The sequence below is a fragment of the Kitasatospora sp. NPDC040550 genome (assembly GCF_055594965.1).
Map to the genome: position 1 here is coordinate 69,752 of NZ_JBVIWC010000013.1, position 24,136 is coordinate 93,887.

Sequence of the window (24,136 nt, forward strand, 5' to 3'; positions counted from 1 at the left end):
ATCAGACGCCCGAGTCGGCGGTGCGGACCAGGATCCGCGAGCAGTTCTCGCAGCGGACCACCTTGTCGGCCGGCTCGGCCTTGATGGCGTTCAGCTCGGTGATCGAGAACTCGGTGCGGCAGCCCTCGCAGCGGCGCTGGTAGAGCCGGGCCGCACCGACGCCGCCCTGGGTCTCGCGCAGCTTGGTGTACACCTTGAGCAGGTCGGCCGGGATGACGGCGGCGACGGTCTCGCGGTCGCGCCTGACCTTGTCGGCCTCGGCGTCGATCTCGGCGAAGGCGGCGTCGCGGCGGCCCTCGGCCTCGGTGAGGACGACGGTGGAGTGCTCCAGGCGGGCGGTCAGCTCCTCGACCCGGGTCACGGCGCTCTCCTGGCGCTCCATGATCTCCAGCACGACCTCCTCGAGGTCGGCCTGGCGCTTGGCCAGCGAGCCGATCTCGTGCTGGAGGTTCTCCAGGTCCTTCGGCGAGGTGATCGCGCCGGAGTCCAGGCGCTGCTGGTTGCGGGCGGCCCGGGCGCGGACCTGCTCGACGTCCTGCTCGGCCTTGGTCAGCTCGCGGGCGGTGTCGCCCTTCTGGGCCTCGGCGGCGACGACGAGGTCCTTGAGCGCGGTGTGGTCGGCGGTGGCCTTGTCGATCTCGGCGTGCTCGGGCAGGCCCCGGCGCCGGTGGGCCAGCTGGTCGAGCTTCGAGTCGAAGGCCTGGAGGTCGAGCAGGCGGATCTGGTCGGCGGGCGCGGCGTTCAAGGGGAAAGCTCCTGTGGATCGGGTCAGGCGGTGAAGGACATGGGGGCGTGCGCGGTCCACGGGTCGGTGACCCGGTGGGAGACCTTGGTCTCCACGGCCCAGCCGTGCTGGTCGGCGACGGCCCGCAGGGCGCGCTCGGCCAGGCCGAGCCAGGGCCACTCGGTGGCCCAGTGGGCGGCGTCGACCAGCGCGACCGGCGCGGCCTCGGTGGCCTCGGAGGCCGGGTGGTGGCGCAGGTCGGCGGTCACGTAGGCGTCCACGCCGGCCGCCCGTACGTCGGCGAAGAAGCTGTCGCCCGAACCGCCGCACACCGCCACCCGGCCGATCAGCCGGTCCGGGTCGCCGGAGACGCGCACACCGGCGGCGGTCGCGGGCAGACCGGCGGCGACCCGCGCGGCGAAGGCCGACAGCGTCAGCGGGGGCTCCAGCAGACCGATCCGGCCGGTGCCGCGACGGCCCAGCGGGTCGGTCGGGTCCGGCACCAGCGGGCCGGTGACCCGCAGGCCGACGGCCTCGGCCAGCGCGTCCGAGACGCCGGGGTCGGCGTGGTCGGCGTTGGTGTGGGCGACGTGCAGGGCGATGCCGTTGCTGATCAGGGTGTGCACCACCCGGCCCTTGAAGGTGGTCGCGGCGACGCTGGTGGTGCCGCGCAGGTAGAGGGGGTGGTGGGTGACCACCAGGTCGGCGCCCCACTCCACGGCCTCGTCGACGACCGCCTGGACGGGGTCGACGGCGAACAGCACGCGGCTGACCTCGGCCTGAGGATCACCGCAGACCAGGCCGACGGCGTCCCAGGACTCCGCCCACTGCGGGGGGTAGACCTCTTCGAGCGCGGTGATGACGTCGGACAGTTTCGGCACCTGTCGAGACTACCGTGCGCGCGGGGCCGGTCGGGCCTCGGCCGATCGGGGGACGGCGGCGGGACGGCGGTCGGACGGCGGTCCGGCTACGGCGGGACGGCGGCGGGCGCGCTTCGGACGCGGGTGCCGCAGGCGTACGGATGCGCGTCAACGCGGCGCGCACGGGCGTCGACCTGCCACGGAGGCGCCCGGAGCGCCGCGCGCGGGCCGCGCACGCCCGTACGCCCGGCGCCCGTTACTCACAGCAGGGTTCTCGTACGAATTCGAAACCGCCCTCTGATCACCCTTACGAGTGAAGTGACCGGCTCTGCGTTGAGGCTTCGGATTTCTCGAAACTAACTTCATTCCTGCGAACGGGAGTTGCCCCGGCTGCCCCGACCGAGCGGTCACCGAGCGGTCGAGGGCCCGGTTGAGGACTCCCGTCCCGGAGCGGGACTCCCGCTCCTCACCGAGGAAACCGATCAGGCCGGGCCGTCGCGCCGCGGGTGCCGCACAGGGGCACCAGCGGGCCGGGGCGGCCGAGACGAAGGGGTGTGGCGACGGATGAGGGCGAACACCTCCCTTCGTACGGCCGGGGGTCGGGGACCGGCGGGCCGCGGACCGGCTGCGACCGGTCCGTGGCCGGAGGCGGCGCGGGCGGCCCTGGCCGGCGCCGGGGCCCGGGGAGGCGACGGCGACTGGGACGTCACCGTCGGGGGCTTCTGGTGCACGGCCCGGCCGTCCGCGTCCGCGCCGTTACCGGCGCAGGGGTGGAAGCTCCACGTCAGCGCCGCCTCGGTGGTCGGCGGGGAGGTGCTCGCGGCCGTGGTCCGGGTGCTCGCCGCGGACCCGTGCAGTTTCAAGTTCGCCGCCGCCGAGGAGCGGCTGCGCGAGCTCAACTCCCGCAACAGCGACCGTGGTTCGGCGGGGAAGTTCATCACCGTCTACCCGGCGGACGACGCCCAGTTCCAGCGGCTGGCGGCCGAACTGGACCGGGTGACGACCGGGCTGCCCGGGCCGGTGGTGCTCTCCGACCGGCCGTACCGGCCCGGCAGCCGGGTGCACTACCGCTACGGCGCGTTCGCGGCCCGGGCCGAGCTCGGCAACGACGGGGAGTACCGCTCGGTGCTGCGCGGGCCCGGCGGGGAACGGACCGAGGACGTGCGCGGGGGCTCCTACCGGGCGCCGGGGTGGGTCCGGGACCCGTTCCGCGGTGCCGGCGACCCCGGCCGGCGCGGAAGCGGGAGCGCAGGTGGAGGCGGGGGCGGGCGCGCCGGTGGGCGCGGGGGCGGGGTGCTGCTGGCCGGGCGCTACGCGGTGACCGCCGCCGTCCGGCACGGCGCCAAGGGCGGGGTGTTCCTCGGGCGCGAGGCCGCGAGCGGCGCGGAGGTCGTGGTCAAGCAGGCCCGTGCGCACATCGAGGTCGACCGCGCCGGGACCGACGCCCGCGACGCGCTGCGGCACGAGGCCGCGCTGCTCGCCCGGCTGGACGGGCAGGGGCTGGTACCGCGCGCCGTCGAGCTGATCGAGCAGGACGACTCCGTCTTCCTGGTGCAGGAACGAATCGTCGGGCAACCGCTCGGCGCCTGGGTCGCCGCCCGGCTGCGGCGCGACGGCAGCCCGGACGTCGACTGGGCCGAGGCCGGACCGGTGGCGCACGGACTCCTCGACCTGGTCGGGCGGGTGCACGGCCAGGGGCTGGTGCTGCGCGACCTCTCCCCCGGCAACGTGATGGTCCGCCCGGACGGCAGCCTGCGGCTGATCGACCTCGAACTCGCCGCCGAGACCGGCCACCGGGCCGGCACGGCCGGCACCCCCGGCTACCGCGCCCCCGAACAGGGGCGGCTCGCCCTCGCCGGCTCCGGCACCGCCGACCCGGCCGCCGACCGCTACGCCCTCGGCGGGCTGTTCTTCCTGCTCGCCACCGGGCACGACCCGCTGCTGCCCGAGGACCTCCCGCGGGCCCGCCCGGTCGCCGAGCGGCTCGGCCGCTGGCTCGACCTGGCGGCCCGCTCGGGCGCGACCGCGCGGCGGCTGGCACCGGTGGTGCTGGGGCTGCGGGCCGAACAGCCGGAGCTGCGGTGGAGCCTGGCGCGGGCCCGGGAGGCGCTGGGCGGGCGGGGCGGGCCGGGCGGTGCCGGGGTGCCCGGCGTGGACCCCGGCGTCGTGACGGCCCCGACCCCGACCCCGACCGTGCCTGGTGCGGCCGCGCGGCCGGCCGTGCCTGCCGTGTCCGCCGTGTCCGCCGTGGTCGCCCCGCTGTGGCACGCCACCCCGTGGCCGGGCACGGACCCCGATGCCCCGCCCCTCGACCGGCTGCTGCACGACGGCCTGCGACACCTCGCGGCCGGCGCGACACCGGAGCGGTCCGACCGGCTGTGGCCCGTGGTGCCCGCCGGGGAACGGACGGACCCGTGCAACGTCCAGCACGGCGCCGCGGGCGTGCTCGCCGTCCTGGCGCGGGCGGTCGCGGCGCCCGGCCTGCCGGCCGACGTCCGGGCGGCGGCCGCGGGTACGGCCCGCACCGCTGCGGACTGGATCGAGCGCCGGGTCGCCGCCGAGCCGGTGGTGCTGCCCGGGCTGCACTTCGGGCGGTCGGGGACGGCCTGGGCACTGCTGGACGCCGCCCGGGTACTGGGCGACCGAGCGGCGGCCGAGCGGGCCGCCGCACTGGCCCGGCGGGTCGCCGTCGAGTGGCCCAATCCGGACGTCTGCCACGGCGCGGCGGGCGCCGGCTTCGCCCAACTCCGCTTCGCCGAAGAGGACTTCCGCGAGGACCACGGCTTCGCCGAGCGCGCCGACCGCTGCGCCCGCGCCCTGCTCGCCGCCGCGCGACAGGAACCGTACGGAACGGTCTGGCCGGTGCCCGCCGACTTCGACTCGGCGCTCGCCGGGATCACCCACCTCGGCTTCGCGCACGGCGTGGCGGGCGTCGGCGCCTTCCTGCTCGCCGCCGCCGGGGCGACCGGCGACCACGCCCTGCGGGACGCCTGCACGGCGGCCGCCCTCGACGCCGGGCGGACGCTCGGCGCGACCGTACGGTGGAGCGGGAGTGACCGCGGGGACAGCGCCGGCCGGGCCCTCGCCTGGTGGCCGCAGAGCGCCGCCGACCCCGAGCACATCCGGCTCTCGCACTGGTGCAGCGGCTCCTCCGGCGCCGGCAGCTTCCTGCTGCGGCTGTGGCGGGCCACCGGCGACACCGAGGCACTGCGCCTCGCCCGGGCGGCCGGACGGGCCGTCCTGGCCGGCCGCTGGCACGGCGGACTGAGCGCCTGCCACGGCCTGGCCGGTGACGGCGAGTACCTGCTGGACCTCGCCGAGGCCACCGGCGATCCCGCATTCCGCTCCGGGGCAAGCCGGCTGGCACGACTGATCGCGGCCCGGACCGCGCTGCGCGACGGCCTGCTGGTGCTGCCCGACGAGACGGGTGCCGGCTGCGCCGCCGCCTACGGCACCGGCACGGCAGGGCCCTTGGCCTTCCTGCTCCGGCTCCGGCACGGCGGCCCCCGGCTCTGGCTGGACCCGCTCGCCCCCAACCGCCCGACCTCCCGGCCCCACCCGGCCCCCTCTCCCCGCCCGGCCTCCCCGACCCGCCCGCTCTCCCCGACCCGCCCGCTCTCCCCCACCAGCGACCAACTCCCTTGCGACGAGGACGGGGTGAGCGAGGCGTGAACACGGCCACCCGCACCACCACCCGGGCCCTGCGCCGGCTGAGCTTCTCCTTCGCCGCCGACGGCAGCCACGCGGCCTGCCTGGCCGCGGCCGCCGACAGCGGCTGGTACGTGGAGAGTTGGCGGCTCCCACCGGACGGCTCCCCCGCCGTGCCCGCCGCGCTGCCGCTGTCCGGCAACCGGTCGGAGCAGCTGCGCTCGCAGCTCGTCGCACTGCCCGACGGCTCGGTGCTGGTCTGCCGGCACGACGGCGAACGGCACGACCTGGTCCGCCTCTCGTACGGCGAGAACGGCACCGTGGAACAGCAGTTGGCCACGCTCCGGATGCCCGGCCTGCGCCTGCTGCCGCTCCCGGTGGCACCCGGCGCGGACCCGCGCACCCCGGTGGCGATCGCCCTGGGCACCGATACCCGCCCGGCGACCACCGCCTGGCTGATCCGGACGGACGGCAGCGAGCCCGTGCCGGTCGCCGAGATCCCCGGCCTGCACGGCGGCGGGGCCTGGCTGGACCACGCGGGCGCGCTGCTCGCCCTGGACCGGGTGGGCGGCGGGCTGGTCCGCAGCGTGGTGCTGGACCTGCGCAGCGGCACCACCACCCCACTGCTGGAGATCGGCGAGCAGAGCAACGACCGACTGGTGCTGTTCGACCCCGACAGCCGCTTCGCGATGGTGCGCAGCGACGCGCCCGGCACCGACCGGCTCGGCTGGGGCGTGCTGGGCGGCGGGGAACCGCTGCGGTTCCCGGAATGCCTGCACGTCACGGGCATGTTCCTGCGTCCGGTGGCGCTGCGGCAGGCGGCGGACGGTCCGCGGGTCGCGGTGCAGATCGACCACGGCGCGGGCTCGGCGCTCGCCCTGTGGCGGCCCGCCGTCGGACGGCTGGACCCACTGCCGGTGCCGCCCGGGCGGCTCGGCGCGGTCGGACACTGGGACGGCGCCGGGCTGCGGATCCCGTACTCCTCGCCCGACCACCCGGCGGCACTGGCCACCCTGGACGTCGACGCCCTGCTGGCACACGGCCCGGCGCCCGCCGAGACCGCCCCGATGCCGCTGCCGCTGCAACTCGCCCCCCTGGGCTCGGGCCTGCCCGGCCCGTGGCGGGACACCGTCCTGCCCTGGCAGCCCGGTGCGCCGCGCGTCACCCGTACCCCGCCGGCCGGCTGGCGCCTGGACGGCAGCACCCAGCCCGGCGACGGCAGCCGCTGGCAGCCCGCACAGAGCCTCGAACTCGCCGGTCCGGCAGGCCCGTTGGAGGCCGTGGTGTACGGCGGCGACGCGTGGCTGAGCAGCCCGCACCTGGTGCTGGCACTGCACGGCGGCCCGGCGGACGCCTGGCGGCTGGAGTTCGACCCGGCGCTGCAACGGATGGCCGCCGAAGGCCTGGCGGTGGTCGCGCCCAACCAGCGCGGCTCCACCGGCTACGGGGTGCCGCACGCGCTGGCCATCCGGGGCGCCTGGGGCGGGCCCGACCTGGACGACGTGCTCTACCTGCTGGAGGGCATCGCCGGCCAACGGGCGGCACTCGGCCTGGAACCACCCGCCCTGTTCGGGGTCAGCTACGGCGCCTTCCTGGCGCTGCTGGCGGCCGCGCACGCGCCGACCGAGCAGGTCGCCCGCTGCGCGGTGGTCGCGCCGTTCCTGTCCGGCGCCCGACTGCTGGCCGAAGCGGCGCCCCCCGTCAGGGCGTTGACCACTCGACTGGGCGGCGGCGACCCGATCCTGGACGCCCGCGGACCGCGCGACGTGCTCCAGCTCGCGCACCGGCTGAGCGCACCGCTGCTGGTCGTGCACGGCAACCGCGACGAGGTGGTGCCGGTCAGCCAATCCCGTTCGCTGCGCCACGAGTTGCTGCGGATCGGCCGGGTCGAGGGCACCGACTTCCGGTACGTGGAGGCGGCCGGGTCCGGCCACGAGGTGCTCGCCGAGGAGGGCGCCGCCGTGCTGCACGAACTGCTGGCCGCGTTCCTGCGGACCGGCCGACCGGGCTGACCCCGCCCGGCCACCCACAGACTCCCGGGCCCGTCGAGGCCCGGGGCACCACCCCGGTGCGGCGGATGGAGGCCGCGCCGGGGGTCAACACCCGACGCCCGCAGGCAGATCGCGGCGGGCGACACCCTCAAGGGGAGGACCCGATCATGGAGAACATGGTGGACTTCGAGACCGACCTCGCGGCGCTGCAGGACCTGCCGGAGACCGAGTCCGTCGAGCTGACCGGCCACGGCAGCGGCTGCCAGTACACCTGTCTCATCCTGACCTGCCTAATCTTCACCAACAGCTGATCAGGAATGGCCCACGGGTGCCGCCCTCGCCTGTCCGGACAGGCGAGGGCGGCACCCGCCTTCACACACCGCGTCCAACTCGCCGGCAGGAGGCCTGACGTGCCGCGACGACCCACCGGATGGACCCTCGCACTCGGCATCGCCCTGCCGGTCGAGGCCGCCACCACCCTCGCACTGCCCGCCGTCCTCGCCGGAGCCGTCGACGCGGTCCTCACCCACGGGACCGGGGCCGCCCTCGCCCTGCCCGCCCTCCTGCTGCTGACGGCCGCCGCCGCCAACGCCACCGCCGCGGCCGCCGGACCGGCCTGCGCGGCCGAGGCCACCGCCGCCCTGCGCGGGCGCCTGCTCCGCCACCTCCTCGCCCTCGGGCCCGGCGGTCGGCTGCACGGCGGGCCGCCACCCGGCGACCTCGCCGCCCGGCTCCTCGGCTCGGCCGCCGACGCGGGCGGGCGGCTCCCCGCCGTACTCGGCGCGGCCACCGCGCTGCTCACCTCGATCGGCGCGATCCTCGGACTCACCGCACTGTCGCCCTGGCTGGCGCTCGCCTTCTTCGCGAGCGTGCTGCCCGGCGTGGTGCTCATCCGGCTCTTCCTGCGCCAGGCCGGGCCGGTGTTCGCCCGCTACCAGGAGGTGCAGGCCGAGCTCGCGGCCCGGCTCAGCGGCGCCCTCACCGGGCTGCGCAGCATCCACGCGGCGCGCGCCGAACACCGCGAGGCCGCCCGGGTGCTGGCCCCGCTCCCGGACCTCGCCGCGGCCGGGCACGCGCTCTGGGCCGCCCAGCGGCGCACCGCCTGGCAGGCCACCCTGCTGATCGCCCTGGTCGAGATCGCCGTGCTCGCCACCGCCGGGGCGCTGCTCGCCGACGGCACCCTCGCCCCCGGCGCGCTCGCCGCGGCGGCGGGCTGGGCGGCGCTCGGCACGGGACTCTTCGAACAGGTCGAGTCGCTGGTCGGGGTCGCCCACGCGCGCGCCGGGCAGGCCCGGGTCGACGAACTGCTGGCGCTCGCACCGGCCCCGGCCGGGCCGGCGGTCCTCCCGGCGGGCGGGCCCGGCGAAGTCACCCTGCGGGGCGTGGTGGTGCGCGACGGCGAGCGGGTCCTGCTCGGCCCGCTCGACCTCACCGTCCCCGGCGGCCGTACGGTCGCCCTGGTCGGGCGCTCCGGCTCCGGGAAGTCGCTGCTCGCCGCACTGCCGGGGCGACTGCGCGACCCCGACGAGGGCACCGTACTGATCGACGGCGTCCCGGTGGACACCCTGTCCCCCGCCGGCCTGCGGGACGCCGTCGGCTACGCCTTCGCCCGGCCCGACCTGGTCGGCCGCACCGTCCGTGACGCACTCGCCGGAGCGGGCCCGGCCGAGGCGGCGGCCGCGTGCGCGGACGGCTTCCTGGCCCGGCTCCCCCACGGCTGGGACACCCCGCTCGACGAGCTCCAGCTCTCCGGCGGCGAACTCCAACGCCTGGGCCTCGCCCGGCTGCTGGCCCGCCCCACCCGCGTCGTCGTCCTCGACGACGCCACCTCCGGCCTGGACCTCGCCACCGAGTACCAGGTCACCGAGGCCCTCGACCGCGCCACCCACGGGCGCACCCGGCTGGTCGTCGCCCACCGCGCGGGCGCCGCCGCCCGCGCCGACCTCGTCGCCTGGCTCGACGCCGGCCGCCTCCGCGCCCTCGCCCCCCACGCCCACCTCCTCACCCACCCCGACTACCGCGCCACCCTCTCGGCCACCACCCTCCGGGCAGCCACGGCATGACGCGCCGGAAGTCGACCCGATCGACTTCCGGTGCGGGGAGATCGGCCGCGAACTGCCCTGCGCCGCCCCGCCGCGCCATCCGCGCCCTCGCGCACACCGCTCGGCCCCGACGCCCGACCGCCTTCCCGCCCGCTCCGAAAGCCGACTGGATCGACCTCCATGGAACTGCCCGCCCCGAACCGCACCAGCACCAGCACCAGCACCGAAAGTCGGCAGGTCCGACCTCCAGTGCAGCCACCGACCCGACCAGCCCACCGACGGGCGCCGGGGCCGTCGGCCCGGCCGGTGCGGGCGGCCGCGCGAGGGGGGCTGACGCAGCCGGCCACGCGGCGCGGAGTACGGGTGTCGACGCCCGAGGAGTCGCGGCCGGGGGCCTCGGCGACGCCACTCGCGCGCCCGGGGACGAGCGCATTGGCGCCGGGGGTGGGGGTGTGGCGGTGGGTCGGGCGCGGGGTGGGGGAGCTGCGGGGGGCGCGGCGGGCGCTGGTGGGGTTGTTGGCCTGGTCGGGGGTGGAGGCGGTGCCGCCGCTGGTGTCCGGGTTGTTCGTGTCGGCCGCCGTCGATCAGGGGTTCCTGGCCGGGCGGCCGGGGGTCGGGGTGGCCTGGTCGGGTGGGTTCGGGGCTGCGATGGCGGTGCGGGCGTACGCGGCGCGGGCCGGGTTCCCGTACCTCGCGGGGGTGGTGGAGCCGCTGCGGGACGCGCTGGTGGAGCGGGTGGTCCGCGGTGCGCTGGCGCGGCCGCGGGCGGATCCGGCCGCGGTCGCGCGGCTGACCGAACAGGTGGAGTCCGTCCGTCAGTTGACCGCGACGCTGCTCCGCACGCTGCGCGGGGTGGGGGTCACGCTGGTCGCCGCCCTGGTCGGGCTGGCGCTGCTGGCGCCGGCCGTGCTGCCGCTGGTGCTGGTGCCGCTGCTGGCGGCCGGGCTGCTGTTCGTACGGCTGCTGCGGCCGTTGGCGGCCGGGCGGCAGGCGGCCGTCCTGGCGGAGGAGCGGCTCGCCGCCGAGGCCGGGCGGGCGCTGCGCGGGCTGCGCGACGTGCAGGCGTCGGGGGCGGCCGACGCGGTCGCCCGGGCGCTGACCGGGGTGGCGCGGGAGAGCGCGGCCGCCTCCCGCGCGCTGGGCCGGGCGTCGGCCCTGCGCGCGCTCGTGGTGGCGCTCGGCGGGCGGCTGCCGGTCCTGGCCGTCCTGGCGGCGGCGCCGTGGCTGCTGGCGCACGACGCGCTGACGGCGGGCGAGCTGCTCGGCGTCGCCACCTATCTCCTCCAGCAACTGGACCCGGCCGTGCGGACGTTGGCGGGCACGGTCGGCGGCTGGCTGCTCAACCTCGGCGTGGTTCTGGACCGCTTGGCGGAATCGACCCCCGAGCCGGGCCACGAGCCGACTCCCGCCCCCGCCCCCGGCGTGCCGCGGGGCGCGGTCCGGCTGCTCGGGGTGCGGTACGCCCACGGGCCGGGCGCTCCGGCCGTCTTGGACGGGCTGGACGCGGAGTTCCGCCCCGGGGAGCACGTGGCGGTGGTGGGGCCGAGCGGGGTGGGGAAGTCGACCCTGGCGGGGCTGCTGGCGGGCCTGGTGGCGCCGACGGCGGGGGCGGTGGCGGTCGGCGGCGGCCCGCGCGGGGTGGCGCTGCTGCCGCAGGAGGCGTACGTGTTCCCGGGGTCGGTGCGGGAGAACCTGACCTGGCTCGCCCCGGGCGCGTCCGAGCGGGAGATTGCGGAGGCCGTCGGGCGGCTGGGGGCGGACGGGCTGGTGGCGCGGTTGGGCGGGTTGGCCGGCACGCTGCGCGATCCGGGTGAACTGTCGTCCGGTGAGCGCCAGTTGCTGGCCCTGGTGCGGACGTACCTGGCGGACGCGCCGGTGGTGGTGCTGGACGAGGCGACCTGTCATCTGGAGGCGGCCGCGGAGGAGCGGGTGGAGCGGGCGTTCGCGGCTCGGCCGGGGACGCTGGTGGTGGTCGCACACCGGATCAGTTCGGCGCTGCGGGCGGACCGGGTGCTGCTGCTGGACGGCGGTCGCGGGCTGCTGGCCCGGCACGGCGACCTCCAGGTGCTGTCGCCGTTCTACCGCGAACTCGTCGGCCACTGGCTGGGTTCGTCGAGGACGGCCCCAGGGGCCGCGGGCGGGGCGGGACTCGCCCCATGAGGTCGATAGGATCTCGTCCGTCCCGGCCGTTATGGTGGCCGGGGCCACGGGCCGCGATCACCGGCTGTGGGCGCGTTCCGAGCGCCCGATCGGGGACCCGACCGTGTGCCGCAGGCACCGGGCGGGCGCCGATGACCTGCACCCTCGCACGGAAGACGATTCTCATGTCCGACACCCTCACCGACGCCGACGAGAACACGGCCGAGGACACCGCGTCGCACGGTCGCCACCGTGGCGGCTCGGCCGCCGACGACACCCCCGGGGCGGACCCGCACGGCCGCCACCGCGCTGCCGGCACCCGGGGCTGATCCGAGGAACACGACACACCCCGCGAGGGCCCGCCGAGGAGACTCCCGGCGGGCCCTCGCACGTGTCTCCCCCGCCGGGCCGTGGGGCGGGGCGTCAGGAGTCCAGCGAGATCACCGTCCGCAGCGCCTCGCCGCTGCGCATCTGCTCGATCGCCAGGTTCACCTCGGCCAGCCCGACCCGGTGGGTGATCATCCCGTCGAGGTCGATCCGCCCGGCCCGCCAGAGGTCCACGACCAGGGCGATCGTGCGGGCGACCGGCGCCCCGCCGTACAGCGAGGGCAGCAGCCGCTTCTCGTTGAAGAACAGCTCCCCCATCGTGAACTGGGCCAGGTCGTCCTGCGCGCCCGCGCCGATGACGACGACGGCGCCGCCGCGCCGGGCGGCGTCGTAGCCGGCCCGCACGGTGGCCGCGCGGCCGACGGCCTCGAAGACGTGGTCGAAGCCGCCGCCGGGCAGCCCCTTGGCGAACGGCTTGAGTTCCTCGGGGGCGATCGCCTCGGTGGCGCCGAAGGCGAGGGCCCGTTCGCGGCGCGAGGCGACCGGGTCGACCACGGTGATCCGGGCGGCGCCGCAGACCCGGGCGCCCTGGACGGTGGCCACGCCGACGCCGCCCGCACCGATCACCGCGACCGAGGAACCGGGCTCGACCCGGGCGGTGTTGACGGCGGCGCCGATGCCGGTGGTCACGCCGCAGCCGATCAGGGCGGCGGCCTCGTACGGCAGGTCGGCGGGCACCTTGATCACCGCGTCGGCGGTGACCACCACCTCCTCGGCGAAGGCGCCGGTGCCGTAGAAGCCGGAGGCCTCGGTGCCGTCGTCGGCGAGCCGGAAGCCAGGGGCGCCGAGCCGCCGCAGGCTGGCGATGCAGAGGTGGCCGCGGCCGCGCTCGCAGTGGGCGCAGCGTCCGCAGGGGGCCATCCAGCAGAGCACCACGCGGTCGCCGGGGGCGACGCCGGTGACGCCCTCGCCGACCTCGACGACGTCCCCGGCGCCCTCGTGCCCGGGGACGAAGGGCGCGGGCTGCGGCAGGATGCCGCTCATCGCGGAGAGGTCCGAGTGGCACAGGCTGGCGGCGCGCATCCGGACCCGTACGGTGCCCGGTCCGAAGCCGAGCGCCGTGACGTCCGCGCGGACGTCGAGGGTGTCCTGGCCGGTCTTGTGCAGGACGGCTGCGCGCATGGGCTGCTCCCGGTGTGCCTCGGGTCAAGGGTCGGGGCGATTCTGGCACGGCCGCCGAGGAGCGACTAGAACGCGTTCCAGAACGGCGCGGGGGCGGCGGGCCTGCGGAGCGATCGCCATACGAACAAGCCCTCTGTACACCGGCGACCCGGCCCGTCACCGCCACCGCCGCCGAGGCCGCGACGATCGCCGCCGAGCTGGCCCCGCACCGCGCCCGGATCGCCGCCGGGTTGCTGGCCGGCTGACGACACCGGCCTACGGCCCCCGCCGACCGCCCCCGCCGACCGGGCCGGCCGACCTCCCGGCGGCCGTCCCGCTACCGTCGAGTAGGGTCCGAGCACGTCCGCCCGCCGCCCGAACCCCGAGGAGCACCGCATGTCCGACCTGCTGGAGGGCGCCCGCCCGGCGCCGGAGGTGCTGGCGGCGTTCGAGGCGGCCACCGGGTTCATGCCGGTGGACGAAGGCCTCGCGCTCTACGGGGCGGCGGTGGCGGCGGCCCGGCGCACCGGGCTGCCGGTGCTGGAGATCGGCACCTACTGCGGCCGCTCGGCGGTCCTGCTGGCCGCCGCGGCCCGGGAGGCCGGGACGGTCGCGCTGACCGTGGACCACCACCGCGGCTCGGAGGAGCAGCAGCCGGGCTGGGAGTACCACGACCCGACCCTGGTGGACCCGGAGGTCGGCCGGATGGACACCCTGCCCCGGTTCCGCCGCACCCTGCACGCGGCGGGGCTGGAGGAGCACGTGGTCGCGCTGGTCGGCCGCTCGCCGCAGATCGCCGCACTGTGGGGGCGCCCGCTCGCCCTGGTCTTCATCGACGGCGGACACACCGACGAGCACGCCACCGGCGACTACGAGGGCTGGGCGCGGCACCTGGCGCCGGAGGGCTTGCTGGTGGTGCACGACGTGTTCCCGGACCCGGCGGACGGCGGCCAGGCCCCGTACCGGGTCTACCTGCGGGCGCTGGCCGAGGGCTTCGAGGAGGTCTCGGTGACCGGTTCGCTGCGCGTCCTGCGCCGGGCCGCCGCCTAGCCTCCCGCACACCCCGCTCCTGGAGCCTCCACCGCCCCGACCGCCGCCCGCCCCGACCGGCCCGTGAGATACCCCTCGCGGCCCTACCCCGATGCTCTAACGTCGTGCCTGGGCTGTCGGGCGGGGGTTCGAACGGTACGGTGTCCGCGCAGCACCAGGCAGCTGCGGCACGGGCGGCAGCACCAGGCAGAGCATCGGCGGACGGTGGGGGCCAGCGGCACATGACGGACCAGCACAACACCGCTCCGGCGGTCTGGGACCCGACCGCGCGCGGCGGCGCGGGCGGCTGGGTCCGCAATCCGCAGCGCCCGGACGCCGGGACCGCCCCCGCCGCACCGCCCGGGGCCCCCGCCCCGGGCGCGGCCGAGGACAAGGATCCGCCGCTGGGCGGCCGCCCGTACCTGTCCACCGCCCCGGGCTTCGGCCCGGCGCCGGACATGTCGGGCCCGGCCGCCCCCCCGCCCCCGGGCCCCGGCGCGCCCACCGCCGCCCTCCCCCGGGTCACCCCGCCGCCGGGCGCACCGCCCGCGGCCGCGCCGTTCCCCTCGCACGCGACCCCGCAGGACCGCGGCGCCCAGGGCGGTCCGCTCCCCGGCCCCGGGTACGTCTACCCGCCGCCGCCCCCGGCCGGCAACCCGTACCAGCAGGCCCCGGGCCAGCAGGGCGGCTACGGGTACCCGCCGCCACCGCCCCACCCACAGACCCCGCAGGCCCTACAGGCCCCGTACGGCGGCCAGCCGTACCCGGCCCAGCCCTACCCGGACCACCCGGCCGCCCTCCCGCCCGACCACGAGGACGACGGGGACCGCCCGGGCAACCGCCGGGCCCCGCTGCTGATCGGCTTCGCGGTGCTGCTGGTGCTGGCGGTCGGCGGCGGCCTGCTGTACGCGACCCAGGGCGGTGACAAGGGCGGCCAGGCCGCGCCCGCCCCGTCGGCCACGAACGCGACCGGCTCCGGCAACCCGCCGCCCGCCCCGGCGCCGACCGGCACGGACGCGACGCCCGGCGCCACGGCCACCCCCTCCGACACGCCGGCCCCGTCCGCGACCACGGCCGGCCCCAACGCCAAGGCCCAGGCACAGGCGCTGGACGGGCTGCTCACCGAGGGCGGCAACGCCAGGACGCAGATCGGCAACGCCGTCGCCAAGGTCAGCAGCTGCCCGTCGAAGGCCGACATCGAGAGCGCGGCGCAGGTCTTCGACAGCGGGGCCGGCCAGCGCCAGGGGCTGCTGGGCAAGCTCGCCAAGCTGAGCGTCACGGACGTCCCGGGCGGTGCGGACGCGGTGAACTCGTTGAAGTCCGCCTGGCAGTTGTCCGCCGACATCGACAAGGCGTACGCGGCCTGGGCGCGCGCCGTGGCCAAGCAGGGCTGCTCCGGCAACGCGCCGAGCACGCCGGACAAGAAGCACGCGGACGAGCTCAACCCCCAGGCGACCCAGGCGAAGAACGACTTCCTGACCAAGTGGAAGCCGATCGCGGACGCCTACGGTCTCACCCCGCCCACCTCGGACAGGATCTGAACCACCCGTGACCGGCCCGACCTCCCCCGCCCCCCGCCGTTCCGCCCTGCTGCGCACCGCCACCGCGGTGGCGGTGGTCGTTCCGCTCTGCACGGCGGGCTGGTTCGGCTGGCAGGCCCTGGACGACTCCGGCCCGGCGGCCGCCGCGGCCTCCGCGCAGCCCGCCGCGGCACCCGCCGCCGGCGCCGCCTCCACCGGCCCGGCCCCGGCGACCCCGGAGGTCCCGCCGACCGGCGGCACCCCGACCGACCCGTCCCCGGGCACAACAACGGGCACAACAACGGGCACACCGACGGGCACACCGACGGGCACGGCGCCCGGCGCGCCGGGCGGCACGCCGGCGCCCACCGCCACCCCGCAGGCCCCGGCCGGCGGCGCCGACCTGGCCGGCCGCACCGTGGTGCTCGACCCCGGCCACAACCCCGGCAACTTCTCCCACCCCACCGAGATCAACCGTCAGGTGGACGTCGGCAACGGCCACAAGGAGTGCGACACCACCGGCACCGAGACCAACGCGGGCTACACCGAGGCCGACTACACCCTGGACGTCACCCGCCGGGCCCGCGCCCTGCTCACCGCCCGGGGCGCCAAGGTCGTCCTGGTGCAGGACGGCGACCGCCCGTGGGGCCCGTGCGTCGACGAGCGGGCCAGGGCGGGCGCCGACGCCCACGCGGACGTCGCCTTGTCGGTGCACGCCGACGGCGCCCCGGCGAGCGGCAGCGGTTTCCACGTGATCATGCCCGCCAAGGTGGTCGCCGGTAAGGCGGACAACTCCGCGATCGTCGAACCCTCGCACCGGCTGGGCCTGCTGCTGCGCGACCGCTTCCACGCCGCGACCGGCGAGCCGTACGCCGACTACATCGCCGACCAGGGCCTGGACACCCGCTCCGACCTGGGCGGCCTCAACCTCTCCGCGGTTCCCAAGGTGTTCATCGAGTGCGGTAACATGCGCAACTCCGCGGACGCCCGACGGATGACGGACCCTCAGTGGCGGCAGCAGGCCGCCCAGGGGATCGCCGACGCGCTGGGCGCCTTCCTGACCACCCACTGACCGGACCGGGCAAGGGAGTTGGGGCGAACGGGGCCGACCGGCGGACACCCACCGGATCAGCACGGTTGGCAACGACTTCGACCCGTTCCCGGTCCCGCCGTGCACCGGCAGGACGGTTGGGCCTAGGCTTCTGGTCCGTTCGGGAGTTTCGGCCGGTCGGCCCGACCGCACGAAGCACCGTCCACGACACGTCAACGAGGGGAACGTAAGTGAATCTGCGCGCTCTCACCAGGGGAGACGCCGCCGTCGCAGGCGCGGCCGTCCTGCTGTTCATCGCCTCCTTCCTGCCCTACTGGACCGTGGACTGCAGCGGCCGGTACTGCGGGGACACCTCGCAGAACGCGTGGAGCACCCAGCTGTTCCCCATCCTGCCGTCGATCTACCTCCTGGGGATCGCCGCAGCCGTCCTGATCCTGGTGCAGCGCTTCCAGGGCCCCGCCGCGGCCAACCGCCAGGTGCTCGGCCTGCGGCTGGACCAGTGGGGCATCGCGTTCAGCGTCGCCGCGCTCTGGACCTCGGTCTGGGCGCTCGGCGGGGGTCCGAGCGCCACCACGCTCAGCCACGGCTTCGGCGCCTGGCTCGGCCTCATCTCGCTGATCGTGCTGGCCGGGGCGGCCGCGGCCGCACCGCTGGTGCCGGCGCTCAAGGCCCCGCTGGTCAACGAGCGCCCGGCCGTCCCCTACCAGGGCGGCTACCCGATGCCGGGTCAGCCCGGCCACCCGGGTGCCCCCGGTCAGCCCGGCCCGGGCCAGTACGGCTACCCGAACCAGGGTCACGACCCGGCCTTCGGCGCCCAGCCGGCCGGTGGCTACGGCTACCCGGCCGCCGGCCAGCCGCAGCCGGGCCAGCCGGTGCCGGCCGGTCCGCAGGACGCCGCCGCGCCGGCCCCGCAGCCGGCCCCGGCCGCCCAGCAGCCGGCCGCCCCGGCGGCGGACTTCCAGCCCTTCTGGTTCGCCGTCCCGGCCCCGCGCCAGCTGGCCCCGAAGGACAACCCGGCCGGCGCCCCGGTCGGCGAGGTCGTGCCGGGCACCTGGTACCTGGCCGTCGAGCAGCGCGGCGCGGCCCTGGTCGCCCAGCTGCCGGACGGCACCCAGGGCGTGCTGGCCGACACCACGGGCATCCAGCGCGGCTGACGCCGCGACGCGGCCGCGGGCCGCGCGACGGAGACGGGAAGGGGCGGGACCGGATCACCGGTCCCGCCCCTTCCGCGTGCCGTCAGCAGCAGTCCTGGACCACCAGCCCGGCGGGCAACTGGTCCCCGCCGAAGACCGCGACGGTCGCCGGGTCCCCGCCGAGCGCGGCGACCGCGAGCAGCAGCGCCCCGGCCGTCCAGGTGGTGCGCTCCTCGGGCCAGATCGCGTCGTCCTCGAAGACGTACCCGGTCCAGTACGAGCCGTCCTCGTGCCGCAGGTGCCGCTGGATCCAGCGCAGGATGTCCACCGCGCGGTCGGACTGGCCGATCGCCCAGAGCGCGAGCGCCAGTTCGGCGCTCTCGCCGCCGGTCACCCACGGGCGGTCGCTGACGCAGCGCACGCCGAGGCCGGGGACGACGAAGCGCTCCCACTCCCGCTCGATCCGCGCCACCGCCGCGTCGCCGCGCAGGCCGGTGCCGAGCACCGGGTAGTACCAGTCCATCGAGTAGCGGTCCTTGTCCAGGAACCGCTCGGGGTGGTGGGCGATGGCGTGCCGCAGCCGGCCGGCCGCGAGCTCCCAGTCGGGCTGCGGCTCCTCCAGGTAGTCGGCGACGGCCAGCCCGCAGCGCAGCGCGTGCAGGATGCTGGAGGAGCCGGTGAGCAGCGCCTCCCCGGTGGCGGCGCCGTCCTCGTCGACCCGCCAGGCGATCGGGCCGCCGGGCAGCCGCAGGCCGACGATGAAGTCCAGCGCCCGCCGGACCACCGGCCAGATCCACTCCAGGAAGGCGTCGTCGCCGGTGCTGAGGTGGTGGTGCCAGACCCCGACCGCGATGTACGCGCAGAAGTTGCTCTCCTTGGCCCGGTCGGTGACCGCGCCGTCGGTGTACGCGGCGTACCAGGAGCCGTCCGGGTTCTGCCGGGAGGCGAGCCAGCGGTAGGCGGCCTCGGCGGCGGCGTGCTCGCCGGCGGTGTCCAGGGCCATCGCGGCCTCGGTGTGGTCCCAGGGGTCGAGGTGGTGGCCCGCGAACCAGGGGATGGCGCCGTCGGGGCGCTGCTCGGCCAGGATGCTGCGCACGGTGTCGGCCGCCTGCTCGGCGTCCAGCACCCCGTCGAGCAGCAGCACCTCGGGGACGGCGGCGGTCACTCCGCCCCGCCCGGCGCGCGCTCGACCTTGTTCGGCTTGGAGGCGTAGGCGACGAAGCTCTTGCCGATGAGCGGGTTGAGCGCCTTCTCGGCGGCCTTGGTGATCGAGCTGATCACCGGGGTGCCGACGATGTCCCAGACCAGCAGCTGGTGGTAGGCCTTGACCGGCAGCGCCTTGTCGTTGTCCACGCCGACCGCGCACTTGATCCACCAGTACGGCGAGTGCAGGGCGTGCGCGTGGTGGGTGCCGTACGGCTCCAGGCCGGCGTCCTTGAGCTTGCCGAGCAGCTCGTCGCCCCGGTAGATCCGGATGTGGCCGCCCTCGACCTCGTGGTACTCGTCGGACAGCGCCCAGCAGATCTTCTCCGGGAGCCAGCGCGGCACGGTGACGGCGAGCAGGCCGCCCGGCTTGAGGACCCGGAACATCTCGTTGAGCACGCCCTTGTCATCGGGTATGTGCTCCATCACCTCGGAGATGATGATCTTGTCGAAGTAGTCGTCCTCGAACGGCAGTGCCAGCGCGTTGCCCTCCATCGCGACCGCCGACGCGCCCTCGGGGGCCTCGCCGGCCAGCTCCATCGCCGCGAACCACTTCGTGACCTCGGCGATCTCCTCGGCGTTCTGGTCGAGGGCGATCACGTTGGCGCCGCGGCGGTAGCACTCGAACGCGTGCCGGCCCCCGCCGCAGCCCAGGTCGAGCACCCGGTCGCCGGGGGCGAGCGGGAAGCGCGAGAAATCGACGGTCAGCACTGCAGGGCTCCCATTCCTATTGCCACCAAGCGTCCTTGACGCTTCGTCAGGTCACACTCGCCTCGACGCCCGGAGCGACTCGCTCACGAGCGCGCCCCTCAGGGCACGTACCGCCAGCCCGGCCCGGAGCGGGCCCGGGCGCCGACGCCGGTGGCGATCGCCGCGCGGTACGCCTCGGCGGTCAGCTCGGCGGCCCGCTCCCAGGTGAACCGGGCCAGCACCCGCTCGCGGCCGGCCGCGCCGAGCTCGGCGCGCAGCTCCGGGTCGTCCAGCAGCCCGCCGAGCGCGCCGGCCAGGGCGCCCGCGTCCCCCGGCGGCACGGCCAGGCTGGTCACGCCGTCCGGCCCGGCCACCTCGGGGATCGCCCCGCCGGTGGTCGCCACCAGCGGGGTGCCGGTGGCCATCGCCTCGGCGGCGGGCAGCGAGAAGCCCTCGTACAGCGACGGGACGCAGGCGACCTCGGCCGAGCGGTACAGGTCGACCAGCTCCCGGTCGCTCAGCCCGGTGCGGAACTCGATGTGCTCCGCCAGCCCGAAACGGCGCACCGCCTCGGCCACCGGCCCGTCCTCCTTCTGCGGCTTGCCGACCACCACCAGGTGGGCGTCCCGCTCGGTGCGGACCTTGGCCAGCGCCTCGACCAGGTACACCAGGCCCTTGAGCGGCACGTCCGCGCTGGAGGTGGTGACGATCCGGCCCGGGACCCGCTCGACGAGCGCCGAGGGCGACCAGAGCCGGGTGTCGGCGCCGATCGGCACCACCGAGATCGCGCCGGGGGCGGCGCCCAGGTGCTCGGCGATCTCGCGCTGCGAGGTGCCGGAGACGGTGATCACGTGGTCCAGCCGGGCCGCGACCCGGCGCTGCATCCGGGTGAAGGCGTACCAGCGGCGCAGTGACAGCCGCTTGCCCCGGGTGGTGGCCGCGTCCAGCTCCAACTGCCGGTCCACGGTGATCGGGTGGTGGATCGTGGTGACCAGCGGGAAGCCGTGCCGGGCCAGGCCGAGCAGGCCGTAGCCGAGGGTCTGGTTGTCGTGCACCACGTCGTAGCGGCCCTTGTGCCGGGCCAGGTACTGCCGGGCGCGCAGCGAGAAGGTGAGCGGCTCGGGGAAGCCGCCGGTGCGCATGGTGGCGAACTCCAGCACGTCCACCGGGCCGCGGAACTCGCCGCGGGCGGGGGTGCGGAAGGGGTCGTCGGCCCGGTAGAGGTCCAGGCTGGGCAGCTCCACCAGGCGGACCGAGCCGGGGCCCTCGACCTCGTCCAGCACGGGGTAGGGCTGGGCGCCGATCACGTCCACGTGGTGGCCGAGCCGGGCCAGCTCGCGGGAGAGGTGCCGGACGTACACGCCCTGACCGCCGCAGAACGGGTCCCCGCGGTATGACAGCAGGGCAATCCGCAGCGGCTGCGCGGTCATCCTCGGCCCTCATCTCTGGCTGCTATCGGTGCGAGCGGCGCCCAACGAGTGGCGCCGGTCGCTAAAGTAGATCAGGTTTCAGTGGCTGTGGAACTCGTCATCGACCGTGTGAACAATGAGAGACCTCGAAGATACCGGCCCGTAGCTTTCGCTCAGGAGCCAGGGCTGGTGATTCCCGCCACGCCGGGCCCGACCGACCGCGGGTCGACTTCGGGTCGACCTTTCTGGAGCACGCCGCCACCCACGCGCCCCCGGGAGCACCCTTGCCGTCGCCGACCACGTCCGTGAGCCCCGCCTCCCCCGCGCCGGGCGAACCGCCGCTGTCCGCGCGCCAGGCCGAGCGGCGCCGCCGCATCCTGCGCGCCGCCACCGCGCTGGCCGCCCGCGGCGGGTACGAGGCGGTGCAGATGCGGGAGGTCGCGGAGAGCGCGCAGGTCGCCCTCGGGACGCTGTACCGGTACTTCCCGTCCAAGGTCCACCTGCTGGTCGCGGTCATGCTGGAGCAGCTCCAGGGGCTCCAGGAGCACATCCGGCGGCACCCGCCGACCGATCCCGAGCCGGCCCTGCGGGTCGCCGACGCCCTCACCCGGGCCTTCCACGCGCTCCAGCGCGAGCCGCTGCTGGCCGAGGCGATGGTCCGGGCACTCAGCTTCGCGGACCGCTCGGTCGGCGCCGAGGTGGACCAGGTCAGCGCCGCCACCGGACAACTCATCCTGGACGCCATCGGGCAGTCCGGCCCACCCAGCGAGGGCCAGCGCGCGGCCGTCCGGGTGATCGAGCACACCTGGCACTCGGCCCTGGTCGCCTGGCTCTCCGGCCGCGCCTCGATCGCCGAGGTCCGGGCCGACCTGCACACCGCGGCCCGGCTGCTCGCGCTGCCCTGAGCACCCCGGCCGGCGGGGCGCTCCCCGGGGGCGGTTTCTGGAACCTGTTCCAGCTCCCCGCCGCCCCGGCCGACCCGCGCGCCGCAGCCCGGCGGTTAGAGTCGACGGGCAGCACAACTCCATCCCGCTCCTCCCCCGGGGGAAGCCGGTGCGAATCCGGCGCTGACCCGCAACCGTGAGCCCGACCGCGCCCCCGGCGCCCCGGGCGAGCCGGAGCACCCGGGGAGGGACGAGCGGCGAGCCGGGCACCCGCACCCGCCCGGCACCCGTCGAGGACTACGGAACGGCCCCCGCCCGGGGCCCACCACCGCTCACCGAAAGGCACACCCGCACCATGCTGACCGCCGCCCGCCTGGGCGCCGCCGCCCTGTCCGCCGCGCTGCTCGCCGGCCTCGCCGCCGGACCGGCCCTCGCCGACAGCCCGTCGCCCACGGCCGCCGCCACCCCGGACGGCCTGTACGGCAAGAGCGACCCGACGTACGACGGCGTCTGGCGGCAGTCCCTCGCGCTCACCGCGCTGACGGCGGCCAAGGTCACCCCCGCCGACTCCGCCGTCGACTGGCTCACCGGACAGCAGTGCGAGGACGGCGGCTGGCCCTCCTACCGGGCCCCCGGCGCGGCCTGCGACCCCAAGACCGAGGACAGCAACGCCACCGCGGTCGCCCTCCAGGCCCTGGTCGCCCTCGGCGGGCACCAGAGCGCCGTCGACAAGGGCCTCCAGTGGCTCAAGGCCAACCAGAACGCCGACGGCAGCTGGGCCTACAACCCCGGCAACCCCGGCGACGCCAACTCCACCGGCCTGGTCGTCAACGCACTGCTCGCCGCCCGGACCGACCCGGCGAGCATCGCCAAGCCCGGCACCGGCGGCGCCGCCGCGAAGAACGCCTTCGACGGCCTCGCCCGCTTCCAGCTCGGCTGCGCCGCCCCCGCCGACCAGCGCGGCGCCTTCGCCTTCCAGCCCGACCCGGCCGCCGGCACCCTCGCCCCCAACACCCTCGCCACCGCCCAGGCCGCCCTCGCCGCCGCCGGCGGGCACCTGCCGGTCGCCGCCTCGGTGCACGCCGACGCCACCGCCAAGCCCCTCGCCTGCGCCGACGGCTCCGCGCCCGCCACCGTGCCGCACGCCGAAGCGGGCGAGGCCGTCAGTGCCTACCTCGCCGCCCAGCTCGGCGCCGACGACGAACACCTCACCCTCACCACCCCCGGCGCCGACCCCAAGCCCGACCACACCGCCACCGCCTGGGCGGCCCTCGCCCTGATCCAGAGCGGCCACCCCGACCAGGCCGTCGACGCCATCGACTGGCTGGAGGGGCAGAGCGCCACCTGGACCAAGAACGGCAGCGACGCCGCCGCCACCGCCACCCTCCTGCTGGTCGACCAGGCCAGCCACCGCAGCGACGCCGCCCTCCTCGGCCAGCTCACCGCCCTCGGTCCGACGCCCAAGGCCGAGGCCCCCTCGACCGCCACCGCCCCGGCGAAGAAGAAGAGCGGCGGCATCGGGCAGTTCTGGCTGATCATCGTCGGCCTCCTGGTCGGCATCGGCGGCGGGCTCCTGCTCAGCCTCCAGCGCAAGCGCAACCCGCAGCTCTGATGCGGGCGCAGCCTGACGTCGCCGGGGGCCGCGGCCCCCGGCGGGCACCGGCCACCCTGGCGCTCGCCCTGCTCGGCGCCCTGGCGCTGCTGGCCTGCGCCACCCCGGCGCAGGCCGCCGGGTACCGGTACTGGTCGTTCTGGCGCGGGGCCGACGGCGGGGCCTGGACGTACCAGCAGCAGGGGCCCGCGGTCGCCGTGCCGCCGGACGGCTCGGTGGACGGCTGGCGGTTCGCCCTCAGCCCGGACGGCGGACAGGACGCCGCGAAGCCGCGCACCGCGGCCGGGTTCGACGGGATCTGCGCCGCCACCCCCGCCCAGGACGGCCGCAAGCGGGTCGCCGTGGTGCTGGACTTCGGCACGTCCCAGGACGCCGGTACGTCCGCCGCCGCGCCGCCCGAGGCGCGGACCGCCTGCGCGAGCGTCGCACCGCGCGCCACCTCGGCCGAGGTGCTGGCCGCCGTCGCCCCGCCGCTGCGCTACGAGTCCAACGGGATGCTGTGCGCCATCGCCGGCTACCCGAAGGCCGGTTGCGGCGACCAGGTCGACGCGGGCGCGGCCGCGCAGCCCAAGGCCGACGGCGGCAGCAACGGCAGCAGCGGCCCGGACCTCGGCCTGGTCGCCGGCGGCGCGCTGGTCGCCGTCCTCGCCGGCGGCGCCGTCTGGCAGGCGCGCCGCCGCCGCCACTCCTGAGGCGTGCCGTGACACGCCCCG

19 protein-coding genes are annotated in these 24,136 nt (G+C 76.7%); 13 read left to right on the top strand and 6 right to left on the bottom strand.

The features are described 5' to 3' along the window. Position 1: 1 nt before the first annotated feature. Together ACZ58X_RS20435 and ACZ58X_RS20440 are read right to left on the bottom strand one after the other, a co-directional pair. Positions 2-745, bottom strand: coding sequence for a zinc ribbon domain-containing protein (locus ACZ58X_RS20435; protein ID WP_470335025.1), 744 nt, complete (start codon positions 743-745; stop codon positions 2-4). Positions 746-768: 23 nt separating this feature from the next. Beyond that, the gene (locus tag ACZ58X_RS20440; protein ID WP_470335026.1) at positions 769-1,605 is read right to left on the bottom strand and encodes a Nif3-like dinuclear metal center hexameric protein; all 837 of its coding nucleotides are present in this window, start codon (positions 1,603-1,605) and stop codon (positions 769-771) included. Positions 1,606-2,148: 543 nt separating this feature from the next. On the opposite strand from ACZ58X_RS20440, the gene lanL reads away from it, so the two are divergent. The 6 genes from lanL (at position 2,149) to ACZ58X_RS20470 (ending at position 11,733) form a co-directional block, all read left to right on the top strand. Then, positions 2,149-5,256, top strand: coding sequence for a class IV lanthionine synthetase LanL (lanL, locus tag ACZ58X_RS20445; RefSeq protein ID WP_470335027.1), 3,108 nt, complete (start codon positions 2,149-2,151; stop codon positions 5,254-5,256). Beyond that, entirely contained in the window at positions 5,253-7,244 is a 1,992-nt protein-coding gene (locus ACZ58X_RS20450; RefSeq protein ID WP_470335028.1) for an alpha/beta hydrolase family protein, read from the top strand. The genes lanL and ACZ58X_RS20450 overlap by 4 nt, the downstream gene beginning before the upstream one ends. 146 nt (positions 7,245-7,390) lie before the next feature. Next, entirely contained in the window at positions 7,391-7,534 is a 144-nt protein-coding gene (locus ACZ58X_RS20455) for a VenA family class IV lanthipeptide (RefSeq protein ID WP_157882160.1), read from the top strand. 99 nt (positions 7,535-7,633) lie between these two features. Next, positions 7,634-9,286: an ATP-binding cassette domain-containing protein gene (locus tag ACZ58X_RS20460; RefSeq protein ID WP_470335029.1), complete on the top strand. Its 1,653-nt coding sequence runs from the start codon at positions 7,634-7,636 to the stop codon at positions 9,284-9,286. Between the two features lie 453 nt (positions 9,287-9,739). Further along, positions 9,740-11,425: an ATP-binding cassette domain-containing protein gene (locus tag ACZ58X_RS20465; protein WP_470335030.1), complete on the top strand. Its 1,686-nt coding sequence runs from the start codon at positions 9,740-9,742 to the stop codon at positions 11,423-11,425. 164 nt (positions 11,426-11,589) lie between these two features. Further along, positions 11,590-11,733 carry a hypothetical protein gene (locus ACZ58X_RS20470; RefSeq protein ID WP_470335031.1) on the top strand — a complete coding sequence of 48 codons (144 nt, stop codon included), beginning with the start codon at positions 11,590-11,592 and terminating at the stop codon, positions 11,731-11,733. Between the two features lie 94 nt (positions 11,734-11,827). Here the strand turns inward: ACZ58X_RS20470 and ACZ58X_RS20475 are convergent, their stop codons facing one another. Then, positions 11,828-12,913, bottom strand: a complete 1,086-nt coding sequence (locus ACZ58X_RS20475) for a Zn-dependent alcohol dehydrogenase (RefSeq protein ID WP_470335032.1) — start codon at positions 12,911-12,913, stop codon at positions 11,828-11,830. A 375-nt stretch (positions 12,914-13,288) separates the two neighbouring features. On the opposite strand from ACZ58X_RS20475, the gene ACZ58X_RS20480 reads away from it, so the two are divergent. From ACZ58X_RS20480 to ACZ58X_RS20495, 4 genes are all read left to right on the top strand, one after another. Beyond that, positions 13,289-13,942, top strand: coding sequence for a class I SAM-dependent methyltransferase (locus tag ACZ58X_RS20480; protein ID WP_470335033.1), 654 nt, complete (start codon positions 13,289-13,291; stop codon positions 13,940-13,942). Between the two features lie 221 nt (positions 13,943-14,163). Then, positions 14,164-15,462 (top strand): hypothetical protein, encoded by a 1,299-nt coding sequence (locus ACZ58X_RS20485; RefSeq protein ID WP_470335034.1) that lies wholly within the window; start codon positions 14,164-14,166, stop codon positions 15,460-15,462. Between the two features lie 7 nt (positions 15,463-15,469). Next, the gene (locus ACZ58X_RS20490; protein WP_470335035.1) at positions 15,470-16,513 is read left to right on the top strand and encodes an N-acetylmuramoyl-L-alanine amidase; all 1,044 of its coding nucleotides are present in this window, start codon (positions 15,470-15,472) and stop codon (positions 16,511-16,513) included. A gap of 209 nt (positions 16,514-16,722) precedes the next feature. Beyond that, complete coding sequence (locus ACZ58X_RS20495; RefSeq protein WP_470335036.1) at positions 16,723-17,646, top strand: hypothetical protein; 924 nt, start codon at positions 16,723-16,725, stop codon at positions 17,644-17,646. Positions 17,647-17,728: 82 nt separating this feature from the next. Here the strand turns inward: ACZ58X_RS20495 and ACZ58X_RS20500 are convergent, their stop codons facing one another. The 3 genes from ACZ58X_RS20500 to ACZ58X_RS20510 all read right to left on the bottom strand — a co-directional run bounded on the left by ACZ58X_RS20500 (position 17,729) and on the right by ACZ58X_RS20510 (position 20,948). After that, on the bottom strand, positions 17,729-18,790 hold the full coding sequence (locus ACZ58X_RS20500) for a prenyltransferase (protein ID WP_470335037.1): 1,062 nt from the start codon (positions 18,788-18,790) through the stop codon (positions 17,729-17,731). Continuing rightward, positions 18,787-19,539: a class I SAM-dependent methyltransferase gene (locus ACZ58X_RS20505; protein WP_470335038.1), complete on the bottom strand. Its 753-nt coding sequence runs from the start codon at positions 19,537-19,539 to the stop codon at positions 18,787-18,789. Before ACZ58X_RS20505 ends, ACZ58X_RS20500 begins: the two co-directional genes overlap by 4 nt. Before the next feature lie 98 nt (positions 19,540-19,637). Further along, positions 19,638-20,948 carry a glycosyltransferase family 4 protein gene (locus tag ACZ58X_RS20510; protein ID WP_470335039.1) on the bottom strand — a complete coding sequence of 437 codons (1,311 nt, stop codon included), beginning with the start codon at positions 20,946-20,948 and terminating at the stop codon, positions 19,638-19,640. A 263-nt stretch (positions 20,949-21,211) separates the two neighbouring features. Between ACZ58X_RS20510 and ACZ58X_RS20515 the strand changes: the two genes are divergently transcribed. From ACZ58X_RS20515 to ACZ58X_RS20525, 3 genes are all read left to right on the top strand, one after another. Continuing rightward, complete coding sequence (locus ACZ58X_RS20515) at positions 21,212-21,832, top strand: TetR family transcriptional regulator (RefSeq protein ID WP_470335040.1); 621 nt, start codon at positions 21,212-21,214, stop codon at positions 21,830-21,832. Between the two features lie 334 nt (positions 21,833-22,166). Beyond that, complete coding sequence (locus ACZ58X_RS20520) at positions 22,167-23,423, top strand: LPXTG cell wall anchor domain-containing protein (RefSeq protein ID WP_470335041.1); 1,257 nt, start codon at positions 22,167-22,169, stop codon at positions 23,421-23,423. Further along, positions 23,423-24,115, top strand: coding sequence for an SCO2322 family protein (locus tag ACZ58X_RS20525; RefSeq protein ID WP_470335042.1), 693 nt, complete (start codon positions 23,423-23,425; stop codon positions 24,113-24,115). The genes ACZ58X_RS20520 and ACZ58X_RS20525 overlap by 1 nt, the downstream gene beginning before the upstream one ends. Positions 24,116-24,136: the final 21 nt, after the last annotated feature.

Coding starts and splice junctions, on each gene's coding strand:
- lanL (WP_470335027.1), top strand. CDS start 2,149: ATGAGGGCGAACACCTCCCTTCGTACGGCCGGGGGTCGGGGACCGGCG.
- ACZ58X_RS20455 (WP_157882160.1), top strand. CDS start 7,391: ATGGAGAACATGGTGGACTTCGAGACCGACCTCGCGGCGCTGCAGGAC.
- ACZ58X_RS20470 (WP_470335031.1), top strand. CDS start 11,590: ATGTCCGACACCCTCACCGACGCCGACGAGAACACGGCCGAGGACACC.
- ACZ58X_RS20475 (WP_470335032.1), bottom strand. CDS start 12,913: ATGCGCGCAGCCGTCCTGCACAAGACCGGCCAGGACACCCTCGACGTC.
- ACZ58X_RS20480 (WP_470335033.1), top strand. CDS start 13,289: ATGTCCGACCTGCTGGAGGGCGCCCGCCCGGCGCCGGAGGTGCTGGCG.
- ACZ58X_RS20485 (WP_470335034.1), top strand. CDS start 14,164: ATGACGGACCAGCACAACACCGCTCCGGCGGTCTGGGACCCGACCGCG.
- ACZ58X_RS20510 (WP_470335039.1), bottom strand. CDS start 20,948: ATGACCGCGCAGCCGCTGCGGATTGCCCTGCTGTCATACCGCGGGGAC.
- ACZ58X_RS20520 (WP_470335041.1), top strand. CDS start 22,167: ATGCTGACCGCCGCCCGCCTGGGCGCCGCCGCCCTGTCCGCCGCGCTG.
- ACZ58X_RS20525 (WP_470335042.1), top strand. CDS start 23,423: ATGCGGGCGCAGCCTGACGTCGCCGGGGGCCGCGGCCCCCGGCGGGCA.